Annotated in this window: 27 protein-coding genes; 17 read left to right on the top strand and 10 right to left on the bottom strand. The window is 70.1% G+C overall.

Annotation, left to right across the window (positions count from 1 at the left end; translation table 11 throughout):
• Nucleotide 1: 1 nt before the first annotated feature.
• On the bottom strand, nucleotides 2–688 hold the full coding sequence (locus tag LIN44_RS25065; RefSeq protein WP_227314952.1) for a response regulator transcription factor: 687 nt from the start codon (nucleotides 686–688) through the stop codon (nucleotides 2–4).
• A gap of 302 nt (nucleotides 689–990) precedes the next feature.
• On the opposite strand from LIN44_RS25065, the gene LIN44_RS25060 reads away from it, so the two are divergent.
• From LIN44_RS25060 to xth, 7 genes are all read left to right on the top strand, one after another.
• A complete protein-coding gene (locus tag LIN44_RS25060; RefSeq protein WP_227314951.1) occupies nucleotides 991–1,713 on the top strand; it encodes a penicillin-binding protein activator LpoB in 723 nt (240 codons plus the stop codon).
• Nucleotides 1,697–2,182, top strand: a complete 486-nt coding sequence (locus LIN44_RS25055) for a hypothetical protein (RefSeq protein ID WP_227314950.1) — start codon at nucleotides 1,697–1,699, stop codon at nucleotides 2,180–2,182. Before LIN44_RS25060 ends, LIN44_RS25055 begins: the two co-directional genes overlap by 17 nt.
• Before the next feature lie 74 nt (nucleotides 2,183–2,256).
• On the top strand, nucleotides 2,257–3,066 hold the full coding sequence (locus tag LIN44_RS25050; RefSeq protein WP_227314949.1) for a hypothetical protein: 810 nt from the start codon (nucleotides 2,257–2,259) through the stop codon (nucleotides 3,064–3,066).
• A 9-nt stretch (nucleotides 3,067–3,075) separates the two neighbouring features.
• Nucleotides 3,076–4,461 (top strand): hypothetical protein, encoded by a 1,386-nt coding sequence (locus LIN44_RS25045; protein WP_227314948.1) that lies wholly within the window; start codon nucleotides 3,076–3,078, stop codon nucleotides 4,459–4,461.
• Between the two features lie 162 nt (nucleotides 4,462–4,623).
• Nucleotides 4,624–5,208, top strand: a complete 585-nt coding sequence (locus LIN44_RS25040; RefSeq protein WP_227314947.1) for an OB-fold putative lipoprotein — start codon at nucleotides 4,624–4,626, stop codon at nucleotides 5,206–5,208.
• A 293-nt stretch (nucleotides 5,209–5,501) separates the two neighbouring features.
• Complete coding sequence (locus LIN44_RS25035; protein ID WP_227314946.1) at nucleotides 5,502–6,605, top strand: BON domain-containing protein; 1,104 nt, start codon at nucleotides 5,502–5,504, stop codon at nucleotides 6,603–6,605.
• 63 nt (nucleotides 6,606–6,668) lie between these two features.
• On the top strand, nucleotides 6,669–7,481 hold the full coding sequence (xth, locus tag LIN44_RS25030) for an exodeoxyribonuclease III (protein ID WP_227314945.1): 813 nt from the start codon (nucleotides 6,669–6,671) through the stop codon (nucleotides 7,479–7,481).
• On the opposite strand, the gene LIN44_RS25025 is transcribed toward xth, so the two are convergent.
• Nucleotides 7,478–8,395, bottom strand: a complete 918-nt coding sequence (locus LIN44_RS25025) for a LysR substrate-binding domain-containing protein (protein WP_227314944.1) — start codon at nucleotides 8,393–8,395, stop codon at nucleotides 7,478–7,480. The two genes, xth and LIN44_RS25025, sit on opposite strands and share 4 nt — an antisense overlap.
• A 120-nt stretch (nucleotides 8,396–8,515) precedes the next feature.
• On the opposite strand from LIN44_RS25025, the gene LIN44_RS25020 reads away from it, so the two are divergent.
• Nucleotides 8,516–10,006, top strand: a complete 1,491-nt coding sequence (locus tag LIN44_RS25020) for an amidase (RefSeq protein ID WP_227314943.1) — start codon at nucleotides 8,516–8,518, stop codon at nucleotides 10,004–10,006.
• Nucleotides 10,007–10,067: 61 nt separating this feature from the next.
• Nucleotides 10,068–11,048: a tripartite tricarboxylate transporter substrate binding protein gene (locus tag LIN44_RS25015; protein WP_227314942.1), complete on the top strand. Its 981-nt coding sequence runs from the start codon at nucleotides 10,068–10,070 to the stop codon at nucleotides 11,046–11,048.
• An 18-nt stretch (nucleotides 11,049–11,066) separates the two neighbouring features.
• Here LIN44_RS25015 and LIN44_RS25010 read toward each other — a convergent pair whose 3' ends face one another.
• Nucleotides 11,067–11,855, bottom strand: a complete 789-nt coding sequence (locus LIN44_RS25010) for an NAD(P)H-dependent oxidoreductase (RefSeq protein WP_227314941.1) — start codon at nucleotides 11,853–11,855, stop codon at nucleotides 11,067–11,069.
• An 88-nt stretch (nucleotides 11,856–11,943) separates the two neighbouring features.
• Between LIN44_RS25010 and LIN44_RS25005 the strand changes: the two genes are divergently transcribed.
• Nucleotides 11,944–12,849 carry a LysR family transcriptional regulator gene (locus tag LIN44_RS25005; RefSeq protein ID WP_227314940.1) on the top strand — a complete coding sequence of 302 codons (906 nt, stop codon included), beginning with the start codon at nucleotides 11,944–11,946 and terminating at the stop codon, nucleotides 12,847–12,849.
• 102 nt (nucleotides 12,850–12,951) lie between these two features.
• The gene (locus tag LIN44_RS25000) at nucleotides 12,952–13,338 is read left to right on the top strand and encodes a nuclear transport factor 2 family protein (RefSeq protein ID WP_227314939.1); all 387 of its coding nucleotides are present in this window, start codon (nucleotides 12,952–12,954) and stop codon (nucleotides 13,336–13,338) included.
• A gap of 31 nt (nucleotides 13,339–13,369) precedes the next feature.
• Here the strand turns inward: LIN44_RS25000 and LIN44_RS24995 are convergent, their stop codons facing one another.
• Nucleotides 13,370–13,822, bottom strand: a complete 453-nt coding sequence (locus tag LIN44_RS24995) for a RidA family protein (RefSeq protein WP_370641753.1) — start codon at nucleotides 13,820–13,822, stop codon at nucleotides 13,370–13,372.
• Between the two features lie 169 nt (nucleotides 13,823–13,991).
• Between LIN44_RS24995 and soxR the strand changes: the two genes are divergently transcribed.
• Nucleotides 13,992–14,474, top strand: coding sequence for a redox-sensitive transcriptional activator SoxR (soxR, locus tag LIN44_RS24990; RefSeq protein WP_227314937.1), 483 nt, complete (start codon nucleotides 13,992–13,994; stop codon nucleotides 14,472–14,474).
• A 26-nt stretch (nucleotides 14,475–14,500) separates the two neighbouring features.
• Here soxR and LIN44_RS24985 read toward each other — a convergent pair whose 3' ends face one another.
• On the bottom strand, nucleotides 14,501–14,890 hold the full coding sequence (locus LIN44_RS24985) for a cytochrome c family protein (protein ID WP_227314936.1): 390 nt from the start codon (nucleotides 14,888–14,890) through the stop codon (nucleotides 14,501–14,503).
• 174 nt (nucleotides 14,891–15,064) lie between these two features.
• Between LIN44_RS24985 and LIN44_RS24980 the strand changes: the two genes are divergently transcribed.
• Both LIN44_RS24980 and LIN44_RS24975 read left to right on the top strand, forming a co-directional pair.
• Nucleotides 15,065–15,472 (top strand): hypothetical protein, encoded by a 408-nt coding sequence (locus LIN44_RS24980; protein ID WP_227314935.1) that lies wholly within the window; start codon nucleotides 15,065–15,067, stop codon nucleotides 15,470–15,472.
• A gap of 148 nt (nucleotides 15,473–15,620) precedes the next feature.
• The gene (locus LIN44_RS24975) at nucleotides 15,621–16,289 is read left to right on the top strand and encodes a DsbA family oxidoreductase (RefSeq protein WP_227314934.1); all 669 of its coding nucleotides are present in this window, start codon (nucleotides 15,621–15,623) and stop codon (nucleotides 16,287–16,289) included.
• Between the two features lie 79 nt (nucleotides 16,290–16,368).
• On the opposite strand, the gene LIN44_RS24970 is transcribed toward LIN44_RS24975, so the two are convergent.
• On the bottom strand, nucleotides 16,369–18,657 hold the full coding sequence (locus LIN44_RS24970; RefSeq protein WP_227314933.1) for a nitric-oxide reductase large subunit: 2,289 nt from the start codon (nucleotides 18,655–18,657) through the stop codon (nucleotides 16,369–16,371).
• A 30-nt stretch (nucleotides 18,658–18,687) separates the two neighbouring features.
• The gene (gene ytfE, locus LIN44_RS24965) at nucleotides 18,688–19,407 is read right to left on the bottom strand and encodes an iron-sulfur cluster repair protein YtfE (protein ID WP_227314932.1); all 720 of its coding nucleotides are present in this window, start codon (nucleotides 19,405–19,407) and stop codon (nucleotides 18,688–18,690) included.
• 152 nt (nucleotides 19,408–19,559) lie between these two features.
• Here ytfE and norR point away from each other — a divergent pair, with 152 nt between their 5' ends.
• The 3 genes from norR (at nucleotide 19,560) to LIN44_RS24950 (ending at nucleotide 23,453) form a co-directional block, all read left to right on the top strand.
• Nucleotides 19,560–21,122, top strand: coding sequence for a nitric oxide reductase transcriptional regulator NorR (norR, locus tag LIN44_RS24960; protein ID WP_227314931.1), 1,563 nt, complete (start codon nucleotides 19,560–19,562; stop codon nucleotides 21,120–21,122).
• Between the two features lie 149 nt (nucleotides 21,123–21,271).
• Nucleotides 21,272–21,700, top strand: coding sequence for a polyhydroxyalkanoate granule-associated phasin (locus tag LIN44_RS24955; protein ID WP_227316420.1), 429 nt, complete (start codon nucleotides 21,272–21,274; stop codon nucleotides 21,698–21,700).
• A 175-nt stretch (nucleotides 21,701–21,875) separates the two neighbouring features.
• Nucleotides 21,876–23,453, top strand: coding sequence for a histidine kinase N-terminal 7TM domain-containing protein (locus tag LIN44_RS24950; RefSeq protein WP_227314930.1), 1,578 nt, complete (start codon nucleotides 21,876–21,878; stop codon nucleotides 23,451–23,453).
• 7 nt (nucleotides 23,454–23,460) lie between these two features.
• Here the strand turns inward: LIN44_RS24950 and LIN44_RS24945 are convergent, their stop codons facing one another.
• From LIN44_RS24945 to LIN44_RS24935, 3 genes are all read right to left on the bottom strand, one after another.
• Nucleotides 23,461–23,925 carry an SCP2 domain-containing protein gene (locus LIN44_RS24945; protein ID WP_227314929.1) on the bottom strand — a complete coding sequence of 155 codons (465 nt, stop codon included), beginning with the start codon at nucleotides 23,923–23,925 and terminating at the stop codon, nucleotides 23,461–23,463.
• On the bottom strand, nucleotides 23,922–24,854 hold the full coding sequence (locus LIN44_RS24940) for a U32 family peptidase (protein WP_227314928.1): 933 nt from the start codon (nucleotides 24,852–24,854) through the stop codon (nucleotides 23,922–23,924). The genes LIN44_RS24945 and LIN44_RS24940 overlap by 4 nt, the downstream gene beginning before the upstream one ends.
• Nucleotides 24,855–24,918: 64 nt before the next feature.
• Nucleotides 24,919–25,872, bottom strand: a complete 954-nt coding sequence (locus LIN44_RS24935; protein WP_227316419.1) for a peptidase U32 family protein — start codon at nucleotides 25,870–25,872, stop codon at nucleotides 24,919–24,921.
• Nucleotides 25,873–25,881 lie beyond the last annotated feature (9 nt).

Here is a 25,881-nt window from a genome sequence, read left to right as displayed (position 1 = left end):
CTTACAGGGACTTGAGCAGGCCGAGCTTGGCCGCCTCGAACACGGCCTCGCCGCGCGAGCGCACCGCCAGCTTGCCGTAGATGTTCTTGATGTGCGACTGCACGGTATGCACGCTCAGCCCCAGGTAGCGTGCGGTTTCGGCGTAGGTGTAGCCGCGCGAGATCAAATCCAGGATCTCGTTCTCGCGCACCGACAGCGCCACCGCGCCCGCGCCCGTGCCCGCGCCCGTGCCATTGGGCGGCGTCGCTTCCGGCGGCGCGCCGCGCAGCCGGTTCACCACCTGCCGCGCGATCAGCGGGCTCATCGGCGAGCCGCCCGCGCGCAGTTCGCCGATGGAGGCGGCGATGCGGTCGGTGGTTTCATCCTTCAGCAGGTAGCCGATGGCGCCGGCCTCGATGCTGGCCAGCACATGCTGGTCGTCGCCGAACACGGTCACGACCATGCAGTCGCAGGCCGGATAGCGCTCGCGCGTGGCGCGGATCACGTCGATGCCGCTGCCGTCGGGCAGGCCGAGGTCGCACAGCAGCACGTCGGGCTGGTGCCGCGCCAGCCACGCCAGCGCCTCCGCCACGGTAGCGGCGCAGCCCGACGCCGCGGCTTCGGCCGCATGCAGGTCGACGGCCTGCACCAGCCGGCGCAGCGCCAGGGGGTCGTCTTCGACGATGAGGACTCTTGTTGTGCTTGCCATGCCTGTCTTCCCGAGCCACGCCGCGGTGCGCCCCTGTGCTGCCGCGCTGCGCGCACGTTGCGGCGGCACGACGGCGGATTCTGACATATCCCGCCCGCGCGCGGACGGCCCGGCGGGCCCCTTCAGGGTAAACGCCGCCGCCCGTACCGATCGCACGGCGGCACGCCGTTGCCCATCCCATATTCTGGGGAGGCGGCGGGCCGGGCCTGCCCCTATGATCGCGGCAAAACAGCCCCGCCCGTCCGGACCACGACCGCCGGCGCGGGCAACAAGGCCATGACGGGAATACGGGGAGCATGACCGTGACAGACAAGACAGCCGGCACACCGGCCGCACGGGAAATCGGGGAAGCAAGGGGGAACGCCGCGCGCGCCATCCCGGCAACGGCCGCGCTGAGGCTGGCTGGCGGGATGGCGGCATGCGGGCTGGCGGCGCTGCTGGCTGGTTGCCTCGCCAGCGCGCCGAACGCGGCCGGCGTGGCCGCGCTCGAACTGGACGCCGGCCGCAAAGGCCCGGTCTCCGGCGTGGGCCTGGAGGGCCACGACATCGTTGCCATGGCCGACCAGATGATGCGCGACATCCTGGCGCAGCCGCGCTTCGCGCCCGGCCGCGATGGCAAGCGCCCGCGCATTGCGCTGGACGGCGCCAATTTCATCAATGAAAGTGCCCAGCCGCTGGACCGCCAGCTGATCGTGGACCGGCTGCGCGTCAGCCTGAACCGCGCCGCGCAGTCGCGCCTGCAGTTTGTCAGCACGCAGACCGCGCTGGTCGAGCGCGAACGCCAGGCCAAGCGCAGCGGCGCCACCGACGCCGGCACGCTGGGCCTGGCCCGTGCGCGCCTCGGCGCCGACTACAGCCTGTCGGGCCGGATCGGTTCGCTCGACAGCCGCAGCGCCGCCACCGGCATGGTGCAGCGCTACATGCAGATCTCGTTCGAGCTGGTCGAGGTGGAAACCGGCGAACTGGTCTGGAGCAACATCTATGCATTCCAGCGCGCCGCGGCGGACGATGTGGTCTATCGCTAGCCGCAGCGGCGCGCTCGCCGCGGCCTGGCTCGTGGCCAGCTGCGCCGCCACGCCGCCTGCCCATACCGGCTGCATGCCGTGGCAGCAGCAGCGCGCGCGCCCGCCCCTGCCGGTCTCGTTCCTGTCGCCGGAGCTGGCCGCCATGGTGGCAGTGCCTGAAGCCGGGACGACGGCCAGCGCCAGCGGCCTGGGCGCGGTGCACGCGGGCCTGCACAACTGCACCGAATTCGACGTCGCGCTGCTGGTACGCACGCGTTTCCGCGCGGCGCAGCGGGCCGTGGCCGCCGAGCCGCCCAGCGCGTGGCGCACGCTGGTGCTGCCGCCGCGCACGCAGGCCGAGTACGCCGAGCATGCGGTCATGGCCGGTTCCGTGCCGGCCGCGCTCGAAATCCTGGACGCGCAGCGTGCGCAGCAGCCCTACCGCCCGGGACAACTCTATCCGGTGCTGCCGGGGCCCGCGCGGCCGTAGCGCCGCCCCGGTTCATACCATGCGCAGCCACACCGGCCGCACTGCCATCCATCCAGCCTTCCCATTCTTCTGCCATGACCCTTGCCCGCTCCGTGCCACGACTGGCTTCGCTTGCCACCCTGCTGGCCGCTCTCCTTGCCACCGGCTGCGCCGCCCCGCCGATGGTGCTGAAATCCACCCGCACCGGCGGCGACAACGCGCCCGTGGTGCGTGCCGACGTGGCCGGCAAGGCGGACCTGTCGGGCCTGAACGTGGGCGATACCGTGGCGGTTTCGCCCGGCAACAACAAGGTGGTGGTGGCCTCGACCCCGCTGGTCTACACCCTGTATGAAGACGGCATGGTGACGCAGGCCGAAGTCAAGCGGCAGCAGCTCACGGTCAACCGCAAGGACGCGCCGCGGATCGAATTCATCAAGGGCGAACTGCACCGCGGCGACTTCATCCGGCGCGAGATCCTGCTGGACCTGCACAGCAAGGATCCGAACGAGTTCAACCGCACCATCCACTTCCTCGCCTTCAACCGTGGCGACAAGGCCTTTCGCGGCGACCTGACGGTCTATGACCTGCTGCCCGCCGAACTGGAACTGGTGAAGCTGGGCAGCGCCAACAAGTACACCGACCAGACCACGGTCAAGGGCGTGCTGGGCGGGCTGCCGTTCCTGTCGCTGGTGACGCTGGCCATGGACAACTATTCCCGCTCCGACGAAGCGGTGCCGATGCGCCATGAACGCCTGGACCAGGTGCAGAAATTCACCTTCCAGCGGCTGGTGCTGGAACCGGGCCAGGCCGTCGGCTTCACCTTGCAGGTGCGCTACCAGCTGCCGGGCGAAGCGGAACTGGCCGACCTGCGCGAAACCGCCGCGCCGCTGGCCCGGCAGCAGTAAGGGGCGCCCATGCGGAGTCCCCACGCAGCCGGGATCTGGCGGCGCACCGGCGCGGCGCTGCTGGCACTGGCGCTGGCCACGCCGCTGTCCGGCGCGGCGGCCTGGTTCGACGGCGACGAGAAGCGACTCGCGGCCGAAGCGGACCGCTTTGTCGCCGACAAGCCTGCCGAACTCCAGCGCATCCTGCATACCCTCTACATGGAGGGCGAGTGGAATGCCGTGCTCAACCTCGACCTGCTGGGCCTGGCAGCCATCGAAGCGGGCCGCCCGCACCTGGCCGGGCGCGCCTTCGACATGGCCGCGGCACGCATCCTGCGCATCTATGCCGACGACCCCAACGCCCGGCAGGCCCGCTCACTGTGGTCTGCCGAGAGCGTCAAGGACTGGAAGGGAGAGCCGTACGAACGCGCCATGACGTTCTACTACCGCGGCCTGCTCTATGCGCACGCCGGCGACTACCAGAACGCCCGCGCCGCCTTCCTGCAGGCCGACATCCAGAACGCCTTCGGGCAATACGAACGCGCTGACGCAGGCCAGGGCAGCTTTGCGTTGATGGCGTGGCTGGCGGCATGGGCCTCGCAGTGCGCCGGCGACGGCACGCGCGCGGCCGAACTGGCGGCCCGCGCCGCCGCGGGCGCGGCCGAGCCCTTCCTTGCGCAGGCGCGTGGCGCACTGCCGCGGCACCTGAGCCTGTTCGAAACCGGCCTCGGCCCGGAAAAGGTCACGCTCGGCGAAAGCAAAAGCCTGCTCGGCTTCCTGCCGCAAGGCACGGCCGCGGGCGCGCCGCGCATCCGTTACGGATCCGAGGTGAAGCCGCTCGCCGCAGGAATTGCCGCCGACCTGGACCGGGTCGCGCTGACCCGCGGCGGGCGGCCGATCCAGGGCATCCTGGACGGCAAGGCGGTGTTCAAGGAGAGCACGGCCACGCTCGCGGACACTGCCGGTGCGCTGTCGTCAGGGCTGGCGCAGGCGGCGTTGTCGGGAGCGGGCAGCGGCAACGCGGGCCTGGCCCAGGGCCTGGGCGCCGCGGGCGCGGCCGGCTCGCTGCTCAGCCTCGCCGCCGGGGCGCTGTCCAGCGCGGCCAATGCCGAGGCCGATACCCGCTACTGGGCGTCCCTGCCCAAGACCATCTACATCGAGGCGCTGGCGGCCCCGCTGGCCCAGCCGGCGGTGCAATTCAGCCCCGCCGCCGGCGCCAAGCCGCGCGCCGCACTGCTGCAAGGCCGCCAGGGCGACTGCTCGCTGGCCTGGGGACGCGAGCATTCCGCCTTCGACGGCGAGCACGGCGGCGTGGCCAATCCCTCGCCGTGGCCGGCCGAGCCGGTCGAGTCCGGGCGCGAACGCGCCAACGCCGTGCTGCGCAACGAATTGCTGGCGCTGCCGTTCGGCCCCTAGCCCACCAGCCCCGTTCGGGGGATATCCGCCCGCACTTGTCGACCGTTGCAGCGCTTTTGGCAGTTCTGTTGGATTTTGCAAGATGTACGCATACAATGCCCCGGCGTCAGCCGATAGAGCTGGCGGACCTGGAGAAGAAGCAAAATGCAGACGGGAAAACTGATGGCAGGGCTGGTCCTGGCCGGGTTGCTGGCCGGTTGTGAATCGATGGATGGCGCCATGTCCTCCATCAGCGGCGTGCTCGATGGCACCGGCGACGTGCTCAGCGGCGACTTCCGCATGCTGGCCGACCCCAAGCCGGCTTCGCTGGGCGACATCTGGGCCGACTGGAAGAAGAACGAAATCACGGCGAAGAAAAAGTGGGACGCCCAGGCCATCCTGGTGTCTGGCACGGTCTCGCGCATCACCAAGGTCGACGGCCTGAGCATCACCAACGACACCATCGCGGTCTACTTCAAGGATTCGGTCAATCCGCAGTGCACCGGCAAGGCGCTGATGCGCGATGCGATGCTGGTCAACCAGAAAAAGATCAGCAACCTGCAGACCGGGGACAAGATCAACGTGACCGGCGTGCTGGCGACCAGCGATTCCGAGTCGTACAACAGCAGCAACAAGGAATGCTATTTCGCCTTCGCCAAGTCGAAGATCGAAGCGGCGCCGGCCAGCGCGGCCGCCACCAGCACGGCGGCCCCGTCGAAGGCCGCCACCAGCACCAAGTCCAGGTCGACCAAGACCAGCAAGAAGTAAGCTGGCCCTGAGCGGAACCGGCGGCTGGCATGGATCAGCCGCCGCGCGCCAGCCACCCCTTCGCCTGCACCGCTGCGTGCGGGCCACGCCACATCCGGCAGCCCAGGCTGCATCCCTTACACGCTCTGAAACGGTTGCACGGACCCGCGTCCGCATCGTTCCCACCAGTCTGGGCCCGCGGGGCTGTCGGCCGCACGGTACGAATCTTGCCCCTTGCCGGGTATCCGCCCGCGGTGCCGGCGCGTCTTTGCGCCGGTTTCCGCACATGGCGTTTTACCTGTCAGGAAATCAGCATGGGCTACTACTACGATGAGCGTGAGGCGCGCGACCAGCGCGAGCGCCAGGCATGGGACGACGATGACTGGCAGCCGGAATCGGAACGGGACCGCTGGCAAGCGCAGCGCCGACGCCAGCAAATGACGCCGGGCCAGACCAGCTACGGCGGCCCCGCCCGCCCGGCCCGGGAATTCAACGAGCAATACGGCGCCGGCCGCTACCCGGACTATCCCCGCGAAGGGCGCTACGGCAGCGACCTGCGCTATGGCCTGAACGGCGGCTACGGCTGGGAACGCGCCGGCGAATGGCGCGACCCGCAGGCCTGGCAACGCGACGACGAATACGCGGAACAGCAATGGCGCCAGAGTGCCGAACGCGCCCGCGAGCCGCGCGAGCGTTATCAGGGCCGCGAGCGTTATCAGGGGCGCGAGCGCTATGAAGGACGCGAGCGCTATGCGGGGCGCGGATCATCCCGCGACGAAGGCCGCGAGCGCTACTTCAGCGACCTGCGCAGCGACACCCGCTACTGGACGGAAGCAGACGACGACGAAGACGAAGCGCGCCGCTACGCGGCGCAGCACAGCCCCGGATACCGCCAATACGCGGAGCGGCGCGGCTGGGAGACCGATGACCGGCGCCATGACGAGCGCGACGACGACGGCGAGCACGGCATGCTCTATAACCTGGGCCGCCGCATCGGCGAAGTGGTCGGCGACTGGTTCGGCACGCCGGACGAGCGCGAACGGCGCGCCGGACCGCGCGGCTACCAGCGCAGCGACGAGCGCATCCGCGACCAGATCTGCGAGCGGCTCAGCTATGCGCGTGGCGTGGACGTCAGCGATGTCAGCGTCGAGGTCAACGACGGCGTGGTATCGCTGACCGGCACCGTGCGTGACCGCGGCCAGAAGTACTACATCGAGGACATGGCCGACGGCACCTACGGCGTCAAGGACGTCAACAACGACATCCGCGTGCGTCGCGACAGCGACCGCCCCGGCGAATTGTCCGGCGGCGCCCGCAGCACAGGCAGCTCGGCAAGCTCCGCAAGCGCGGGCAGTTCGGGCAGCACAGCCGCCACCACGAGCGGCAGCGCCACCACCGGCAGCACCTGGCGCGCATAAAGGCCAGTAGCCGGCGGAATGTTCCGCCGGCTTTTTTGTCGACCTCGTCATCGCCCGCGCCGCATGCCCGCGTCCTCACTGAAGATCGCCACCTTCAACATCAATGGCATCCGCAGCCGCGTGGGCGCGCTGTGCCACTGGCTCGCGCGCGAAGCCCCCGACATCGTCTGCCTGCAGGAACTGAAGACCGCCGACGAGACCTTTCCGGTGCGCGAGATCCATGACGCCGGCTATGGCGCGATCTGGCATGGCCAGAAGTCCTGGAACGGCGTCGCGATCCTGGCACGCGGCGCGGAGCCGGTGGAAGTGCGCCGCGGCCTGCCCGGCGACCCCGACGACAGCCACAGCCGCTATCTGGAAGCGGCGGTCGCGGGCATGGTGATCGGCTGCCTCTACCTGCCCAACGGCAACCCGCAGCCGGGGCCCAAGTTCGACTACAAGCTGGCGTGGTTCGAACGGCTGATCGCACACGCGCAGGAACTGTTCGACAGCGGCCACCCGGTGGTGCTGGCCGGTGACTACAACGTGGTGCCGACCGACCAGGACATCTACAACCCGCGCTCGTGGCGCAAGGATGCGCTGCTGCAGCCGGAAAGCCGCGAGGCGTACGCGCGCCTGCTGGCGCAGGGCTGGACCGATGCGCTGCGCCAGCGCCATCCCGATGCGCCCATCTACACCTTCTGGGATTACTTCCGCCGGCACTGGCAGACCAACTCCGGCCTGCGCATCGACCACCTGCTGCTGAGCGCCGAGCTGGCGCCGCGGCTGCGCGACGCCGGCGTCGACCGCTGGGTGCGCGGCGAGGACCATCCCAGCGACCACGCGCCGGCGTGGGTATTGCTGGGCCCGCCGGCGCGGCGCAAGCGCGCGGGCTAGGCCGCGGCCTCGGCCGCCAGCTTGTCGCGGACAAAGCCCAGGAAGGCGCGCACGCCCTCGGGCAGGGTGCGGCCCGCCAGCGTCTGCAGTTCGATCGCACGGCCGCGCATGCCGCGTTCGCGGATGGTCGCGGCATGCAGCTCGCCGCGGCGCAAGCGGTCGCCCACGGTCACGGCGCCCGAGATCGACAGGCCGCCGCCGTGCAGCACAAAGCTGGTCAGGGTCTCGAAGTGGTTGGTCACCAGCACCGGCTCGAACACCATGCCACGCTCGCCGCAGGCCAGGTCGAACAACTGGCGCACGGTGTTGTCGCCCTCGGGCAGCGCCAGCGGATACGGCTGCATCTGCGCCAGCGTAACGCTGCGGAAGCGCGCCAGCGGATGGTCGGGGCGCATGATGGCGATCACCGGCGCCGCCTGCCGGTGCGCAATGCGGATGCCCTGTTCGGCGGCGCGGCTGTAGGTGATGCCGATATCCGCGTCGCCATGCAGCACGATGCCGGTGACCTCGGCCGGCGGCGCCACGCGCACGTGGAACTGCAGGCCCGGATAGCGCTGGCGGAACTCGGCGATGATGCGCGGCAGGAACTCGATCGCAAACCCGGCGGAACTGGCCACCCGCACCCGGCCGCGGCGCAGGCCCTGCAGCGCGGCGATCTCGGACACCACGCGATCCGCTTCCAGCGCGCCGCGCAGCGCGTAGGCCGCCAGCAGCTCGCCGGCGGCGCTCGCCACCATGCCGCGCGGGCGGCGGTCGAACAACGGCACGCCCAGCAGGGCCTCGAGCGCGGCGACCTGCCGGCTCACCGCCGACACCGTCACATTGAGCCGCTGCGCCGCCTCGGTCAGCGAGCCGCTGCGGACCACTTCCAGGAAATAGCGCAGCGAGGTGTCCTGCAGGCGATGCGACAACATGGATCTGGGGGCTCCGGCCTGGTTTGCGTTTTACGCAAGGATATTTGAAAAAATCGTCGATTGCCGGAAACCCTTCACCGCCCGTATGCTGTTTCCCGACACCACCGGAGACATCTCGCCATGGCGACCGCCCAGACCCCTGCTCCTCTGTCCGATCCGCTCACCGATCTCATCACCGACCCGATCACCGACCTCGATGCCGTCGCGCTGTCGCGCGCCATCCATGCCCGGGACGTCTCGTGCGTGGAAGTGCTCGACGCCTTCCTCGGCCAGATCGACCGCCACAACCCGCGCGTCAATGCCATCGTCGCCGCGGTGGACCGCGACACGCTGCGCCGGCAGGCGCGCGCACGCGACGACGAACTGGCGCGCGGCGCCAGCCGCGGCCCGCTGCACGGGTTCCCGCAGGCCCCCAAGGACATCAGCCCGGCCGCGGGCATGGTCACCACCAAGGGCTCGCCGATCTTCGCCGGCCAGGTCAGCGACACCGATGCCGTGATCTTCGAGCGCATGCGCGCCGGCGGCGCAATCTTCGTCGGGCGCACCAACTCGCCCGAATTCGGCCTCGGCGGCCACACCTACAACCCGGTTTACGGCACCACCCGCAACGCCTTCGATCCGGCCCGCTCCGCCGGCGGCAGCAGCGGCGGCGCCGCGGTGGCGGTGGCGCTGCACATGCTGCCGGTGGCCGACGGCTCGGACATGATGGGGTCGCTGCGCACGCCCGCGGCGTTCAACCATGTCTATGGGCTGCGCACCTCGGTCGGCTGCGTGCCGCACGGCCCGGGCGACGAAGTGTTCTTCCAGCAGTTCAGCGTGGCCGGGCCGATGGCGCGCAACGTGCCGGACCTGGCCTTGCTGCTGTCGGTGCAAGCCGGCTTCGATGCGCGCCTGCCGCTGACGCGCCGCGGCGAGGCGCCCGGCAGCTTTGCGCTGCCGCCCGAACGCGACTGGACCGGCGTGCGCATCGGCTGGCTCGGCGACCTGGGCGGGCACCTGCCCACCGAAGCGGGCCTGCTCGACACCTGCGTGCAGGCGCTCGCGCACCTGCGTACGCTGGGCTGCACCATCGACGCGGCACTGCCGGAATTCGACCTGGAACGCCTGTGGCGCGCCTGGATCGACCTGCGCAGCTTCTCGGTGGCGGGGGCCAATGCGGCGCTGTACCACGACCCGGCCAGGCGCGCGCTGCTCAAGCCGGAAGCGGTCTGGGAAATCGAACGCGGCCTGGCGCTGCCGGGCACGCGCGTGTACGAGGCCATGGCCGAACGCAGCGCGTGGTACCAGGCGCTGCGGGCGCTGTTCGAGCGCTTCGACTATCTGGTGCTGCCGGCCGCGCAGGTGTTCCCCTTCGATGCCGGCTGGGACTGGCCGCACGCCATCGACGGCCGCGACATGGACACCTATCACCGCTGGATGCAGGCGGTGGTGCCGGCCACCATGGCCGGGCTGCCGGCGCTGGCCGCGCCCGCCGGCTTCGGCCCGCAGGGACTGCCCGCCGGCCTCCAGATCATCGGCCCGGCGCAGGCCGACGCCGCGGTGCTGCAGCTTGGCCACGCCTACGACCAGGCCGGCGGCTTCTCGCGCGTGCGCAGCCCGTGGCTGGGCTGAGTCCGGCTGCGCATCGATACCGATTGCTCCCATTCCTACCACTGCCGCCGGAGTGCCAACGATGACTGCAATGCCCACCAAGCTGTTTCTTGCCTGCGCCGCCTTGGCCGCGCTGTCCACCGCGCCCGCCGCCCGGGCGCAAACGTGGCCGGAGCGCCCGCTGCGGCTGGTGGTACCGTTCGCCGCGGGCGGCGCCACCGACGTGCTCGGCCGCCTGCTGGCGGTGGGCCTGAGCGAAAAGCTGGGCCAGTCGGTGGTGGTCGAGAACAAGCCCGGCGCCAGCACCGTGATCGGCGCCACCCAGGTGGCCAAGGCCGCGCCCGACGGCTACACGCTGCTGCTGGCGGCCAGCACCACGCTGACGCTGAACCCCGCGATCCGCCAGCACCTGGGCTACGACCCCATCAAGAGCTTCACCCCGCTGGGCCTGGTCGCCGACATGAGCCTGGTGCTGGTGGCCAACCCCGACACGCAGATCGCCTCGCTCAAGGATCTGGTGACGCAAGCGAAGGCGAACCCCGACAAGTTCTCCTACGCCTCGTTCGGCGCCGGCTCGTCGGTCCATTTCGGCGCGGAGATGCTCAAGACCGCCACCGGCATCCGCATGGTGCACGTGCCGTTCAACGGCAGCGCCCCCAGCCTGACCGCGCTGGCGGGCGGGCAGGTGCCGGTGGCCGTCGATACCGTGGTGGCAACGCTGCCGCTGATCAAGGGCGGCAAGATCCGGCCGGTGGCGGTGCTGTCGCCGCAGCGCCTGCCGGCGCTGCCGCAGGTGCCGACCGTCGCCGAAAGCGGCTACCCCGGCTTCCAGATGGGCACCTGGTTCGCGCTGATGGCGCCCGCGGGCCTGCCCGCTCCCGTGCAGCAGAAGCTGGAGAAGGCGCTGGCCGACGTCGCCAATGCGCCGGCCACGAAGGCGCGCATGGTCGAGCTGGCGTTGACGCCGGCTTATGGGAATGGAGCCGCGGTCAAGGCGCGGGTGGAGAAGGAATTGCCGGAGATGCGGGCGGTGGCGGCGCGGGCGGATATCCGGGCCGAATAGTGCTTGCCCCGGGCGCGCTCAGGACCGCCCGCCATCCACATGCGCCGCGAATCCCACGGTTTGCGGCGCCACCGCTTCGCGCAGCGTGAGTTGCGGGATCAGGTAGTCCCCGCCGTTCTGCCGCCGGAACGGAATCGGTGCGGTCGTCCCGAGCGCATCCAGCCGCTCGCCCAGCTCCTCGCGGATCTGCGCAAAGCGCACCGCATCGACCTTGCCGGTCCGGTACACCAGGTACGGCGGCAATACGTCGAACCCCGGGTAGTGCAGGATGCCGTGGTGGATCGGGAACAGGATGTCGTCGATTGGGCCGTTGATGCCGCGCGCGCTGTAGTGCGATTCCCAGCCGCCGGCGGTGACGATCAGCATCGCGCGCTTGCCGGCCAGCGTGCCTTCGCCATAGCGGTCGCCCCAGCGCTGGTCCGAATGCTCGCCGACGCCGTAGGCAAAGCCATAGGCGTAGACGCGCTCGACCCAGCCCTTGAGGATTGCCGGCATCGAGAACCACCACAGCGGGAACTGCAGGATCACGGCGTCGGCCCAGCGCAGTTTGTCCTGCTCGCGCGCGATGTCATCGCTCTGCAGCCCGTTTTCGAACGCGTATTTCGAATCCAGCGAGGGGTGGAACGGCGTGTCGGCCGGTGCAACCTTGGAGTCGGCGGCGTCGAGCTGCGGCTTCCATTGCATCGCGTACAGGTCCGACACCTGGACCTGGTTGTTGGCTTCGCGCAGCCGCTGCACGGCAAAGTCGCGGATGGCGCCATTGAGCGAGCGCGGTTCGGGATGGGCATAGACCAGCAGTACCTTCATGGCGGTGGCTTCACAAGTTTTTGGTGAAGCCAGCATAGGCAGTCGTCCGGTATATTGGAAATGAATATCCAATATTCCAGGTATTGCCATGACTAATTCCACTGCCAGCCTGAGGCGGCTCGACCTGAACCTGCTGGTGACGCTGGACGTGCTGCTGTCGGAGCACAACGTGACCCGCGCGGCCCGGCGGCTGCATCTGTCGCAGCCCTCGGTCAGCGTCCACCTGGCCCGGCTGCGCGACCACTTCGGCGACCCGCTGCTGGTGCCGGGCCCGCGCGGCATGCGCCCCACCGCCAGGGCGGAAGCGCTGCGCGAGCCGTTGCGCGAAGCGCTGGCCGCTCTGTCGCAGGCGGTGTCTGCCGACACACCGTTTGACCCTGCCACGTCGACCCATACCTGGCGCGTGGCCGCGACCGACTACGGCGAATCGACCATCGTGCTGCCGGCGCTGCAGGGACTGCGCAAGATCGCGCCCGGCGCGCGCCTGGCCGTGGTCGAGATGGTGCCGACGCGCATCGCCCGGCAAGCCGAACGCGCTGAGCTGGACCTGGCCTTCCACACCACCGACGGCTCGCCGCCGGCGCTGCACCGGCGCGCGCTGTTCACCGAGCGCTATGTGCTGGTGGGCCGCGCCGGCCATCCGCGCCTGAAGCGGCGGCCTACGCTGGCGCAGTTCTGCGCGCTCGAGCACGTAATCGTGTCGCCGGATGGCGGCGGCTTCCACGGCGTCACCGACGACGCGCTGGCACAGGCGGGAATGCAGCGGCGCGTGGTGCTGTCGGTGCCCCACTTCCTCTTTGTCACGGCGGCGCTCGCCAGCACCGACCTGGTGGCGATGCTGCCCGAGCGGCTGGTGCGCGGCGTGCCGGCACTGCGCGCGGTGGCGCCGCCGGTCGAGGTGCCGGGCTACGAGATGTCGATGCTGTGGCCCGAGCGCGTGCATTGCGATCCGGCGCACCGCTGGCTGCGTGAACAAATCGCCACATCCCTCTGAGCGCGGTCGTCATTGATCTTTTGCATACAAAACTGGAATACAATCAGCGCTTTCAACGTTGCGGCATGGCGCAGTCCCTGCCGTCCAGTTTTGGAGGAGATCATGACGTTTTCGGAAACGGGCCTGACGTCCCGCCACGTGGCCGCGCTCGCGCCGATCGAGGACTACCTGCAGGGCCATATCACCGGCAAGGCCGAATTCATGTACAAGGCGTTCGCGCCGGATGCGCGCATTGTCTCGTTCCGCGACGGCAAGCTGCATGCGCTGACGGTCGAGGAATTCGCCACGGCGCGCTGCCCCGGCCATCCGGCCGCGGACGAAGCGCAGCGCAAGCGCTTCATCACGCAGTTCGACGTAGTCGGCAACGCCGGCGTGGCCAAGGTGGTGCTGGAATACCCGGGCGTGACCTTCACCGACTACATGACGCTGCTCGAGATCGACGGGGTCTGGAAGATCGTCAACAAGACCTTCAGCGCCGCGGCGCGCTGAGTCCCGGCGCCGGTTCGCGGACCGCCGCGGTTCAGGCAGGCAGCACTGCTGTCGCTTCGATCTCGAACAGCATGTTGTCCAGCGCCAGCCGCGGCACCGGGATCAGCGTGCAGGCCGGCGTCGGCCGGTCGCCCCACATCTCGCGCAGCGCCGCGCCGAAGGTGCGCAGGCGGTCGTGCGAATGGTCCACCACCAGCACCGTGAGCTTGGCCACGTCGCCGACGTCGGCACCCGCTGCCTGCAGCGCAACGCGCAGGTTGTGCATGGCGCGCGCCACCTGGCGCGGAAAATCGAGCGGCAGGCAGCCCGCCGCATCCTCGCCGCCCTGCCCCGAGACATAGACGATGCGGACCGGGCCCTCGACCACGGCTACGTGCGAATAGCCGTTGGGCCGCGGGTCATACAGGCCGTCGGGGTTGAGCAGGCTCAGCGAATCATTGGGACGCGCGAAGGGCACCGCCGGCGCCACCGGCAGGGAAGGCATCGCGGGCGAGCGCAGGGACGAGGGCGAGAACGGAAACATGGTCATCGGCTTGTAGATGGCATCTCGGACAGAGGAGCCGCCAGTATCAAACCTCAAGTTAGGTTAAGGTCAAGCGCGGCCATGGTGGTAGCATGGGCATTCCCGTATTCCAGCGCTGCCCGTCCTTGCCATGGCCTCCAAGCAACCGCCCGCCAACCCGCGCCGGCGCCGTCCCGCACCGTCGGAAGAACTGCTCTCCGTCGGCGAAGTGGCGGCGCGCACCGGCATTGCCGTCTCCGCCCTGCATTTCTATGAAGCGCGCGGCCTGATCGCCAGCACCCGCAGCGGCGGCAACCAGCGCCGCTATGCGCGCGCCGTGCTGCGGCGCCTGGCGGTGATCCGCGTGGCGCAGCGCATGGGGCTGCCGCTGGCGGTGATCGCCGACGCCATGCAGAAGCTGCCCGATGGCCGCGCACCCACCGTGGCGGACTGGCGCAAGCTCTCCGCCAGCTGGCGCGATGACCTCGACGAACGGATCCGCACGCTCACGCAATTGCGCGATCAGCTGGACGGGTGCATCGGCTGTGGCTGCCTGTCGCTGAAGGCGTGTCCGCTACGGAATCCGCATGACGCGTTGGCGGGCGAAGGGCCGGGGCCGCATTTTGCGGAGTGAGGCGGCGCGGGCAGAGCCGCGCCGGCTTACTTGAAGGTCTCCAGATACGCCAGCAGATCGGTGATCTGCTGGTCATCGCCCAACCCCCAGAACCGCATCTTCGTGCCCGGCACCACCTTGCCGGGCGAGCGGACGAAGGCACGCAGCGTGTCATGCGACCACACCACCTTCGACGCGCGCATCGCGTCCGAATACTGGAAATCCGGCGTGCTGCCGGCTGCGCGGCCGAAGACCCCGTTCAGTTGCGGACCAAAGCCCGCGCGCGCATTGCGCCCGACGTGGTGGCACGAGGCGCAGCGCGTGGCGAACAACGCCTTGCCGGCCTGGAGATCGGCGGCGGCGGTGGCAGCGATGGCGGCAGTGGGATTGGCGGTGAAGGCGGTCAGTGCCAGCAGGGTGGCGGCGGTACGGCGCATGAGCAGCTTGGAAGCGAAATGCCTGGGTCAGGCCTGGCATGATACAGGCCGCGCCGGCACGCTCCGGCCGGGCGCGGGGTTACACCGCGTCACACTTGCAACACTTCGCGCGCGCCATATTACAGCCCGCCCCCCTACAGTGAGCCCATGTCCAACGCCCCTTGGGAGGCAGCCATGAAACGAATCATCGCAATAGCGGTAGCAGGTGGTGCAATGCTGGTGGCCAGCGCTGGTGCTTACGCCGGCGTGAACATCGATATCGGCATCGGCGTGCCTGGCGTGGTGGTGGCGCAGCCGGCGCCGGTCTACCATCCGGCCCCGGTCTATGCGCCGGCGCCGGTGTATGCGCCCGCACCCGTGGCCTATGCGCCGCGCCCGGTCGTGGTGGCGCCGCGCCCCGTGGTGGTCGCGCCGGTGCCGGTGCGCTACGACAACGACCGTGGCTATCGTCGCGCCTATTACCGCGGCTATTACCGCGACGGCTACCACGACCACCGCCGCGAATGGCGCGAGCGCGAATGGGCGCGCCGCCACGGTGACCACGATGACCACGGCCGCGGCTACGGTCGCCGCTGGGACTAGCACGGCCACGGCGCGGCGGGGGGGCGCGCGGCCACCGGCCGAAGCGTCCGCCTGCAAGGATTCGGCAGTCACGCTACCCTGTCGGCAACATTCAATCCGGGCCGGGGCATGGCCTCGCCCCGGCTTGCGAACACGCCCAGGAGCCGCCATGCCACAAACCCTCAAGATCGACTTCGTCTCCGATATCGCCTGCCCCTGGTGCGCCATCGGCCTGTCTTCGTTGCAGCTGGCGCTGCAGCGGGTCAGCGATGCGGTCGACGCCGAGATCGTCGTGCATCCGTTCGAGCTGAACCCCGGCATGCGCCCGGAAGGCGAAGCCATCGTCGACTATCTCGGCCGCAAGTACGGCCGCACGCCGGCGCAGATTGCCGAAACCCAGGCGATGATCCGCGAACGCGGCGCCGCCGTGGGCTTCGCCTTTGGCCCGCGCACCCACGTCTACAACACCTTCGACGCCCATCGCCTGCTGCACTGGGCGCGCCTGCAAGGCAAGCAGCTGCCGCTGAAGCTGGCGCTGCTGCGCGCCTACCATGCCGAAGGCAAGGACCCCAGCGATCATGACGTGCTGGTCGACGCCGCACAGTCCGTCGGCCTCGATGCCGCGGCGGCCCGCGCGGTGCTGGCGGGCGATGACCATGCCGATGCGGTGCGCGCGGAAATCGACGAATACCAGCGCATGGGCATCAGTTCGGTGCCGTCGATCATCTTCAATGACCGCTACCTGGTGACCGGCGGCCAGCCGGTGGAAGCCTTCGAGCAGGCCATCCGCGAGATTGCCGCCGAGGCGCAGCAGAAGGGACAGCAGGCGCAGCGCTAGCCCCTGCTGCGTCGCCAGCCAGCACGCCAGTGGCCCGCACGGCATCCCGGGCGGGCCACCGTGCTGCCGGAACGGCGGTTCAGCGGGCCGCCGGCTTCATCCCAACCGTCACGGCATCCGCCGCGCGCGGCGTGCGCCTGGCGAGCCCCAGCACCACCTGCCAGGCGAACGACACCGCGCCGACGATAAACACCACGTCGCCGAAGGTGCGCACCCAGCGCAGCGTCTGCAGGATGGGCTGCTGCATGAAGGCCTCGCTGCGTGCATACCAGGTGCCATGCTCGACGCTGGCCAGGAACTGGATGATGCCGATCGGCAGCAGGCTGGTGCCGATCATCAGCACCAGGCCGGCATTCAGGCCCCAGAACGCGGTCTTCATCAGCGCCGGGCTGAGACGGTAGGCGGGGCGCACGTAGCGCAGCACCAGCAGCGTAAAGCCCAGCGCCAGGAAGCCGTACACGCCGAACAGCGCGGCATGGGCGTGGACCGGCGTGGTGTTCTGGCCCTGGACGTAGTACAGCGAGATCGGCGGGTTGATCATGAAGCCGAATACGCCCGCGCCCAGCATGTTCCAGAACGCCACCGCGACAAAGCACATCAGCGGCCACTTCAGCTCGGCCATCCACGGCGCGCGCTGTTTCAGGCGCCAGTTCTCCCAGGCCTCGTGGCCCAGCACGATCAGCGGCACCACTTCGAGCGCGCTGAAGGCGGCGCCCACCGCCATCACCGGCGTGGTGGTGCCGGCAAAGTACAGGTGGTGGAAGGTGCCGGGAATCCCGCCCAGCATGAACAGCGAGGCCGACGCCAGGCTGGCCGCCGTGGCCATCGGGCGCGACACCAGGCCCAGCGTGGAGAAGATGAAGGCCAGCGCCGTGGTGGCGAAGACCTCGAAGAAGCCTTCCACCCACAGGTGCACCACCCACCAGCGCCAGTACTCCATCACTGTCAGGCTGGTGCGTTCGCCGTAGGCCAGGCCCGCGCCGTAGAACAGGCCGATCGCCACCACCGACGAGGTCAGCAGCGCCAGCAGGTTGCGGTCGGTGCCGCGGGCGCGCAGCGCCGGCAGGATGCCGCGCATCATCAGCACCAGCCAGATCACGATGCCGGCGAACTTGCCGATCTGCCACAGCCGGCCCAGGTCGACATATTCATAGCCCTGGTGGCCGAGCCAGAAGTTCAGGTGCGGCGGCAGCTTCTGCGCGATCGCCAGGTAGTTGCCGGTAAACGAGCCCACCACCACGACCACCAGCGCCCAGAACAGGATGTCGACACCCAGCCGCTGGAACTTCGGGTCCTTGCCGCCGTTGATCAGCGGCGCCAGGAACAGCCCCGCGGCGAGGAAGCCGGTGGCGATCCAGAACAGCGCGCTCTGGATATGCCAGGTGCGCACCAGCGCGTACGGGAACCACTGCGACACGTCGATGCCGTAGAACTTCTGGCCTTCGACGGTGTAGTGCGCGGTAAAGCCGCCCAGGAACACCTGGAACACGAACAGCGCCACCACCAGGAACAGGTACTTGCCGAGCGCGCGTTGCGACGGCGTCAGCGCCACGGACAGCAGCGGGTCGCGCGCCGGCGCCTGCGGCGGCGACTCTTCCTTGCCGCGCAGGAAGGCCCACGCCCACACCAGGAAGCCGACGCCGGCCAGCAGCACCACCACGCTGATCACCGACCACACCACGTTTTCGCTGGTGGGCTGGTTGCCGACCAGCGGCTCGTGCGGCCAGTTGTTGGTGTAGGTGGCCTGATGGCCCGGGCGCGCGGTCGATGCGGCCCACGCGGTCCAGAAGAAGAAATGCGTCAGCTGCTGGCGGCGCTCGGCGCTCGGCAACGTGCTCTCCTTCATTGCGTAGTGCTCGCGGGTGGCGTGCAGCGCCGGCGCGTCGGAGAAGAGCTGGTCGTAGTAAGAGGCGGTCTCGGCCATGGCTTGCGCGCGGCGCTTCGACACGGTCAGCACGTTGCTGGCCGGATCGGCGGCATTGCCGCGGTATTCGGTGCGCAATTGCTCGCGCAAGGCGGCCTGCGCCGGTGCGTCGAGCTGCGCGAAGGCACGGCCGTAGGCATCACGCGCGGCCAGCTCCAGCCATGCGGTCAGTTCGCGGTGCAGCCAGTCGGCGGTCCAGTCCGGCGCCTGGTAGGCGCCATGGCCCCAGATCGAGCCGAGCTGCATGCCGCCCACCGATTGCCATGCGGTCTGTCCGTCGAGGATATCGTCGCCGCTGAACAGCGTGCCGCCCTCGGCCGTGACCACCTTGGCCGGGATCGGCGGGGCCTGCCGGTACACCTCGACGCCGTAGTAGCCGAGCAGGGAGAACGTGACCGCCAGCACGGCGATCAGCAGAAACCAGAGTTTGCGGTAGGGACCCATGATGCGAAGTGGTTGGGGGTGATGTCGGGCTCAGGCGTGCGCCGAGCAGCCGCAGCCGTTGGCTTGCGCGGCGGGCGGGGTGGCCGTGGCGGTTTCGAACAGCACGTTGTTTTCCAGGTGGATGTGCTCCATCAGGTCTTCGCGCAGCGTGCCCAGGCCCAGGTAGAGCGCGCGCCAGGTATTGCAGGCGGCGCGCGGCAGCGTGATGTCGTGGGTCAGTTCGGCCAGCCGCTGCAGGGCCACGCCGTGGTCGTCATGCTCGGCGCGCATCACCGCGATCGGGCGGCTGGCGGCGGCATGCAGGCCGCGCAGCAACATCGGGAACAGCACCTGCTCTTCCTTCTGCATATGGGATTCCAGCTCGCCCAGCATCTCGGTCAGGTGGTCGGCCAGGCCGAGCGGGCAGTCCGGCCGATCGCCGTGGACCTGTTCGACCCGCCGCGCCAGCCGGATCAGCTCGGGCAACTGCTCGCGATGGCGCGCGTGGAAGCGCGTCAGGATATGGTCGATCAGCGCCGCGGGCGCGGCCGTGTTCCAGTCCTGCGCCGACGGATCGGCCTCGTCCTGCAGGGCGTGCAGCTGTGCGGCGATGGCGGCCACGGCGGCGGCATCGAGCCCCTTCTGCTGCGCGGCGTCGCGCAGGGTCTGCTTGCCGCCGCAGCAGAAGTCCAGCCCGTGGTCGTGGAAGATGCGGGTGGCGCCGGGGATCTGGCGGGCCAGCTGGCCGAGCGAATGGTCTTGCAACGTCATGGCGGTTTCTCCGTGTGGAAGTGATGACCGCCTGACTTACGCGAGCAGTGTGCCAGTTAAAAACCACGTTGAATCAAGGTGTTGGAAAACTCAGGGTATTACTTACCCTATACTTCTCGCGGTACTAATTACCCTTTGCGGTTTTTTTAACCATGCTACCAAGCGCGATGTATCCCGACCTGCTGGCCGACCTCGTCATCGATTTGCCGCATGCGGTGCGCCTGCAACGTCTGGTCAGCGCGTTGCGCGCGCATTTCCGCTGCGGCGCCGTGGCGCTGCTGCGGCTGGAGGAAGACCACCTGCGCCCGGTGGCGGTCGACGGCCTGGTGCGCGATGCCCTGGGCCGGCGCTTTGCCGTGGGCCTGCATCCGCGCCTGGCCGCGATCCTGGCGCGCCGCGGCGTGACCTGTTTCCATCACGACAGCATGCTGCCCGACCCGTACGACGGCCTGATCGACGAGCATGTGGGCGAGCCGCTGCCGGTGCATGACTGCATGGGCACGCGGCTGGAAGTGGACGGGCAGCCCTGGGGTGCGCTGACGCTGGATGCGCTCACGGTCGGCACCTTCGACGGCGCGGCCCAGGCCGAACTGCAGCGGCTGACGGTAATCGTCGAAGCCGCCGTCCGCACCACCCGGCTGGAGGGCGAGATCCGCGCGCTGCAGCTGGCGCGCGGCACCCCCGATACCGAAGACAGCGCGGCCCCGCATGACAGCGGCGCGGAGATCATCGGCCAGAGCGAGGCCATCGCCAACCTGCTGCATGAACTGGAAGTGGTTGCCGACACCGACCTGCCGGTGCTGCTGCTGGGCGAGACCGGGGTCGGCAAGGAGCTGTTCGCGCACCGCCTGCACCGCCAGTCGCGCCGGCGCGCGCAGCCGCTGGTGCATGTCAACTGCGCCGCGCTGCCCGAGTCGCTGGCCGAGAGCGAGCTGTTCGGCCACGCGCGCGGCGCCTTCTCCGGCGCCATCGGCGAGCGCCCCGGGCGCTTCGAGGCCGCCGACGGCGGCACATTGTTTCTTGATGAGGTGGGCGAGCTGCCGCTGGCGATCCAGGCCAAGCTGCTGCGCACGCTGCAGAACGGCGAGATCCAGCGGCTGGGCTCGGACCGCCCGCGCCGCGTCAACGTGCGCGTGATCGCTGCCACCAACCGCAACCTGCGCGAGCATGTGCGCGACGGCTCGTTCCGCGCCGACCTGTACCACCGCCTGTCGGTCTACCCGATCCCGATCCCGCCGCTGCGCGAGCGCGGCAACGACGTGCTGCTGCTGGCCGGGCGCTTCCTCGAGCTGAACCGCGCCCGCCTTGGGCTGCGCAGCCTGCGGCTGTCGGGCGGCGCGCAGGATGCGCTGCGCCACTACCGCTGGCCCGGCAACGTGCGCGAGCTGGAACACGTGATCAGCCGCGCGGCGCTGCGCGCGGTCAGCCGCGGCGCGGGCCGCAACGATATCGTCACGCTGGAGCCGGAGCTGCTCGACCTCGACGGCCTCGAGCTGCCGCCGGCCGCACAGGCCGGCTCCGACGCGGCCAGCGCGCCCGCCACGCCGGCGCTGGCCGCGGGCATCACGCTGCGCGATGCCGTCGAGCACACCCAGCGCGCCTGCATCGCGCAGGCGCTGCGCGACCACGGCGGCAACTGGGCGCAGGCGGCGCGCCAGCTCGGCATCGACGCCAGCAACCTGCACAAGCTGGCCAGGCGGCTGGGATGCAAGTGAAGTGCACCGGAGCGGGGTCCGGGTGCCGCGGCATGGCAAGCCGCGCCATTCCCGCATAAGCTGATCCGGATGCCCACGCAGGGCGCCATCGTCGTGTGCAGCAACTGCCGCCCACTGCGCGCACGGCCCGCCACTGGAGAATCCCCGTGATGATGACCGCAACGCAAATCTTCTGGCCGCCGGTGTTCTGGCCCTTTCCCACCGTCTACGCCGGCGCGCCGCAGCTGGATTCCATGCAGGCCGACCTGGCCGGGATCTGGCACCGCATGGCCGAACTCAACCTGGACTTCACCCGCACCCTGTTCGAGAACATCCAGTTCGACGCCATGGGCACGATGATGGAGCCGGACCCCGAAGCCCGCTACGCGCGCGAAATCGCCAGCGAGGTGCCACTGCTCGGCGCTTCGCTGCATTACGCCTCGTCCATGCTGGAGCTGTATGCGCGCGCGCAGCAGAAATGGATCGACGGCTGGGGCCACCTGCTGACGCGCGGCATGGGGTTCGAGTGGCCGGGCCTGCAGCAGGACGTTGTCGATATCCCGTTCTGGCTGGTGCGGGAAACCCCGAGGCCGACCTGACCGGGTCCTGATGCCGCCGCGGCGGCTTGCAGGGCGGCGGCCGCTGTTGCATCGGCGCACCCGCTGCCAGGCCAGCGATGCCGCCCGGTATCATGCGGGCTGACGGGAACGCGGCGCGCCGCAACCGGCGCGCGCCGGCCGGCGCGCCCGGGTCTCGAGACGCGCGCCGCCTTCAATGCCCTCATATTCGCTGGTTCTACTGCTTACCGTCGCCGTGGTTGCCTGCATCGGCATGGCCATCGCCACCTGGCCGCGGCGCGACGATCCGACCGTGCAGGCCTTCCTGGTGCTGGCCGCCGGCGCGGCCACCTGGAGCGGCGGCCGCCTGCTCGAGATCAGCTCGACCGACCTGGACGGGCGCATCCTGTGGGCCAAGATCCAGTACCTCGGCATCGTCGCCGTGCCGATCGGCTGGCTGGTGGCGATGGTGCACCTGAGCCGCCCGCGCTACGTGGTGCCCTGGTCGCGGCTGTGGCTGCCGGTGCTGGCGGCGGTGGTCACCGTGGTGATGGTCTTTACCAACGAGCGCCACGGCCTGGTATGGCCGCGCATCACGCTGATGCCGCCCGGCGTGCTGCCCGGCGCGGTGTTCGACCATGGCATCGGCTATGCCGTGGTGGCGGCGTGGTCGTACCTGCTGCTGGCGCTGAGCCTGTACTTCCTGGTCACCGCCAAAGTGCCCAACGGCGCCTTGTCGCGCCGCGGGCGCGCCATCCTGGGCGGGGGCCTGGCGCTGCCGCTGGTCGCCAATGTCGCCTATCTCAACCGCTGGACCGGGCCGCTGGGCGGAGACCTGACGCCGGCGACGTTTTCGCTGATGGCGGCGCTGGTGTGGTTCTGCGCGCTGCGCACGCATCTCGACGATATCGGCCACTACGCGCGGCTGCGCGTGTTCGATGCGCTCAGCGAGGGCTGCGTCATCGTCGACGGCCACGGCACCATCGTCGAATTCAATCCGGCCGCGGCGCAGCTGTGGCCGGCGCTGCGCCGGGGCGACCCGCTGCCCGCCGGCTGGGACACAGCGCTGCGGCGTTCTCCTGGCGAGCCCCCGGCCGACGGCGCTGCCGCGCCCTTCGTCCCGCCCGGCGCGCCATTCGAACTGACTGGCGAGCGCGTCGCGCGCCTGGACGGCAGGCACATGGGCAGCCTGCTGTTCCTGCGCGACATCAGCCGCTTCCAGTCGCGCGAGCTGGCGTTGAGCGCGCGGCTGGGCCAGACCGAAGAGCAGTTGTGGCAGGTGCAGGCGGACCTGGACATCGACGCCCTGACCGGCATCCGCAACCGCCGCTACTTCCAGCGCGAATCGATCGCCGCCGTGACGCGCGCGTGCGAACTCGGCCAGCCGCTGGGGCTGCTGATCCTCGACGTGGACCAGTTCAAGCAGTACAACGACCTGCACGGCCACATGGCCGGCGACGATTGCCTGCGGCAGATCGCCGGCGCGCTCAGCGGCATGCTCCATGGCGAGCAATTCTGCGCGCGGCTGGGCGGCGAGGAATTCGCGGTGGTGCTGCCCGGCGCTGCCCGCGACGAAACCCGCGCGGTGGCGCGCCGCATGGTGGCCGCGGTGCGCGACCTGGGCATCCCGCACCACGGAACGCCGGTGCAGCCGGTGGTCACCATCAGCGTGGGCGCGGTCTGGGCGGTGCCCGAAGCGCCGCGGCTGGAGCCGCTGCTGCACCGCGCCGACAGCGCGATGTACCGTGCCAAGCGCGCCGGGCGCAACCGCTTCATGCTGGACGGCGACGCCTGAGCCGCGCTCAGGATGCGGCGCCGGCCCGTCCCACGGTGGCACCGTGCAGCGCCACCAGCCGTGCCGCGGCCTGGCTGACCCACGCGGGCCGCGGCGCCGCGTCGAGCCAGTACTTGACTTCCAGCCCCAGCGCGGTATCGCCGCTGATCACCAGCCGGCGCTGGAAGAACAGCGTGTCGGTGTCGGCCTCGCCGCCCAGCAGGCGCAGGTAGTCCACCGCGCAGGCGCGCAGCGTCAGCGCTGGCTCGGCGTCGGTGCTGCCGGCGCGGAAGCGCCCGCCTTCGCAGCGGAACGGCACGGCCAGCGCCAGGTCCTGCACCGTCAGCAGGAAGGCATGCCCGTCCAGTGCCGCGGGCGGCTCCAGCCAGCCGGCGCGGCGCGCCAGCTCCAGCGCGGCCACCAGCGGCAAGGCCCGCGCGCGTGCCGGCAGGCGCCGGTGCACGCTCGCCATCAGCTTGTGCAGCGTGCTCATGCCGGGGCCTCCCAGGCGATGCCGGCGCGGCCGTGCCAGTAGCCGTTGCACGGCTTCGCGCCGGCCGGCATGATGCCGCTGGCGGCGGGCGCGCGCTGCCCGGCGCGGATCGCCGCCAGCTGCCGCACCACCGCAAGCGTGCCGGTCGAATGCGGGCTGACGCGCAGCATCCCCACCCCCATCCGGGCCATGTCCAGCGCCTCGGCGCACAGGTCCAGGCAGGTGGCACTCTGCGTCTGCACCCCGTTCAGCGTGAAGAACGGCTGCCCTTCGCCGGTCGCGGCGACCAGGCCGTCGGGATAGTCCATGCAGCGGAATTCGCAGCTGTCCTTGCGCAGGCGATGGTGGCGCGCGGTAAAGCAGCGCGCCGAGAACGCCAGCGGCAGGCGGCCCCAGACAAAGGCTTCCAGCTGCATGCCGGCGGGCCGCGCCGCCGCCAGCGCCGACAGCGTGGCGCCGTCCATCTCCACCGGCGCGACGCAGCCCACCGCGCCCAGGCCGGCGAGCCAGGCCAGCGTATCGGCATGGTAGGCGTTGAGATGCGGGCCGCCGACGAAGGGCCGCCCGCCCATGCAACGCACCGCGCCGGGATCGTTGGCCTCGACCAGGAAGTCATGCTGGTCGCACACGCGCCGCATCCAGGCGATATCGGTATCGGACTCGACCAGCACCGGCGTGGACAGCACCACTTCCTTGCCGGCATCGCGCAGCATCTGCGCAATCTCCAGCCATTGCGCATGGCGGATTTCATGGCGGCGCGTGCACACGGTTTCGCCCAGGTAGACGCGATCGACGGGAGCATCGGCGACCGAGGCGTAGAACTGCAGCACGGCCTCGCGCGGCCAGTAGTACAGCAGCGGACCCAGGGCGATGCCGAAACCGGGCATCGCGGCGGCGAGCGGCATCGCAGCCGCGGCGGTGTGTGGCATGGAAAGCTCCGTCGTGGCCGGCAGGTCCGGCGTATCCGGATACAGGCAGGTGAAGGTCATGGCGTCAGCGCCAGGGGCGGTCATAGGCGCCCTGCGTGACCTGGTCGCCTTCGGCATGGCGCCCGAGCGTGGCCTGCCACTCCTGGCGCGGCGCGAAGCGGGTCGGATCGGCGCAGGCGGCGTCGATCGCCGCGCGCAGCACGCCGACCACATCGCCCACATAGCGCGGGCTGCGCTGACGCCCTTCGATCTTGATCGCGGCGATGCCCATGTCGAGCAGCGCCGGCAGCAGCGACAGCGCATTCAGGCTGGTCGGCTCCTCCAGCACGTAGCCGCGCTCGCCCTCGACCTCGAAGCGGCCCTTGCACAGCGTCGGATAGCCGGCCGGCTCGCCGGGCGCGTAGCTGTCGATCAAAATGCCCGACAGCCGCGCCTGCATGGTGCCGTCCTGCTCGGTCCAGCGCACCGCATGCGCGGGCGAGCACACGCCCTTGTTGTTGGGCGAATCGCCGGTGGCATAGGACGACAGCAGGCAGCGCCCCTCGGCCATCACGCACAGGCTGCCGAAGCCGAACACCTCCAGCTCGACGCTGGTCTGGCGCGCCAGCTTGCCGATCTGCGCCAGCGACAGCACGCGCGGCAGCACCACACGGCGGATATTGAAGCGTTCGCGCATCAGCTCGATGGCGTCGGCGTGCGTGGCCGAGCCCTGCACCGACAGGTGCAGACGCAGGCCGGGATGGCGCGCGCAGGCATAGCCCATCAAACCCGCGTCGGCCATGATCACGGCATCGGCGCCAAGGTCCGCGGCCGCATCGACAGCGCGGTGCCACTGCGCCACCGCGCCCATCTGCGCAAAGGTGTTGATGGCAAACAGCACCTCGGCGCCGCGCGCATGGGCTTCGGCCACGCCGGTGCGAATGTCGGCCTCGGTGAAATTCAGCCCGCCGAAGTTGCGCGCGTTGGTGGCATCGCGCAGGCCCAGGTAGACCGCGTCGGCGCCGTGCTGCAAGGCCATGCGCAGCGC

This window comes from Cupriavidus sp. MP-37, from assembly GCF_020618415.1.
Lineage (GTDB): Bacteria > Pseudomonadota > Gammaproteobacteria > Burkholderiales > Burkholderiaceae > Cupriavidus.
Note: the sequence above shows the minus strand (reverse complement) of the source record. Positions and strands in the feature narration are given on the sequence as shown.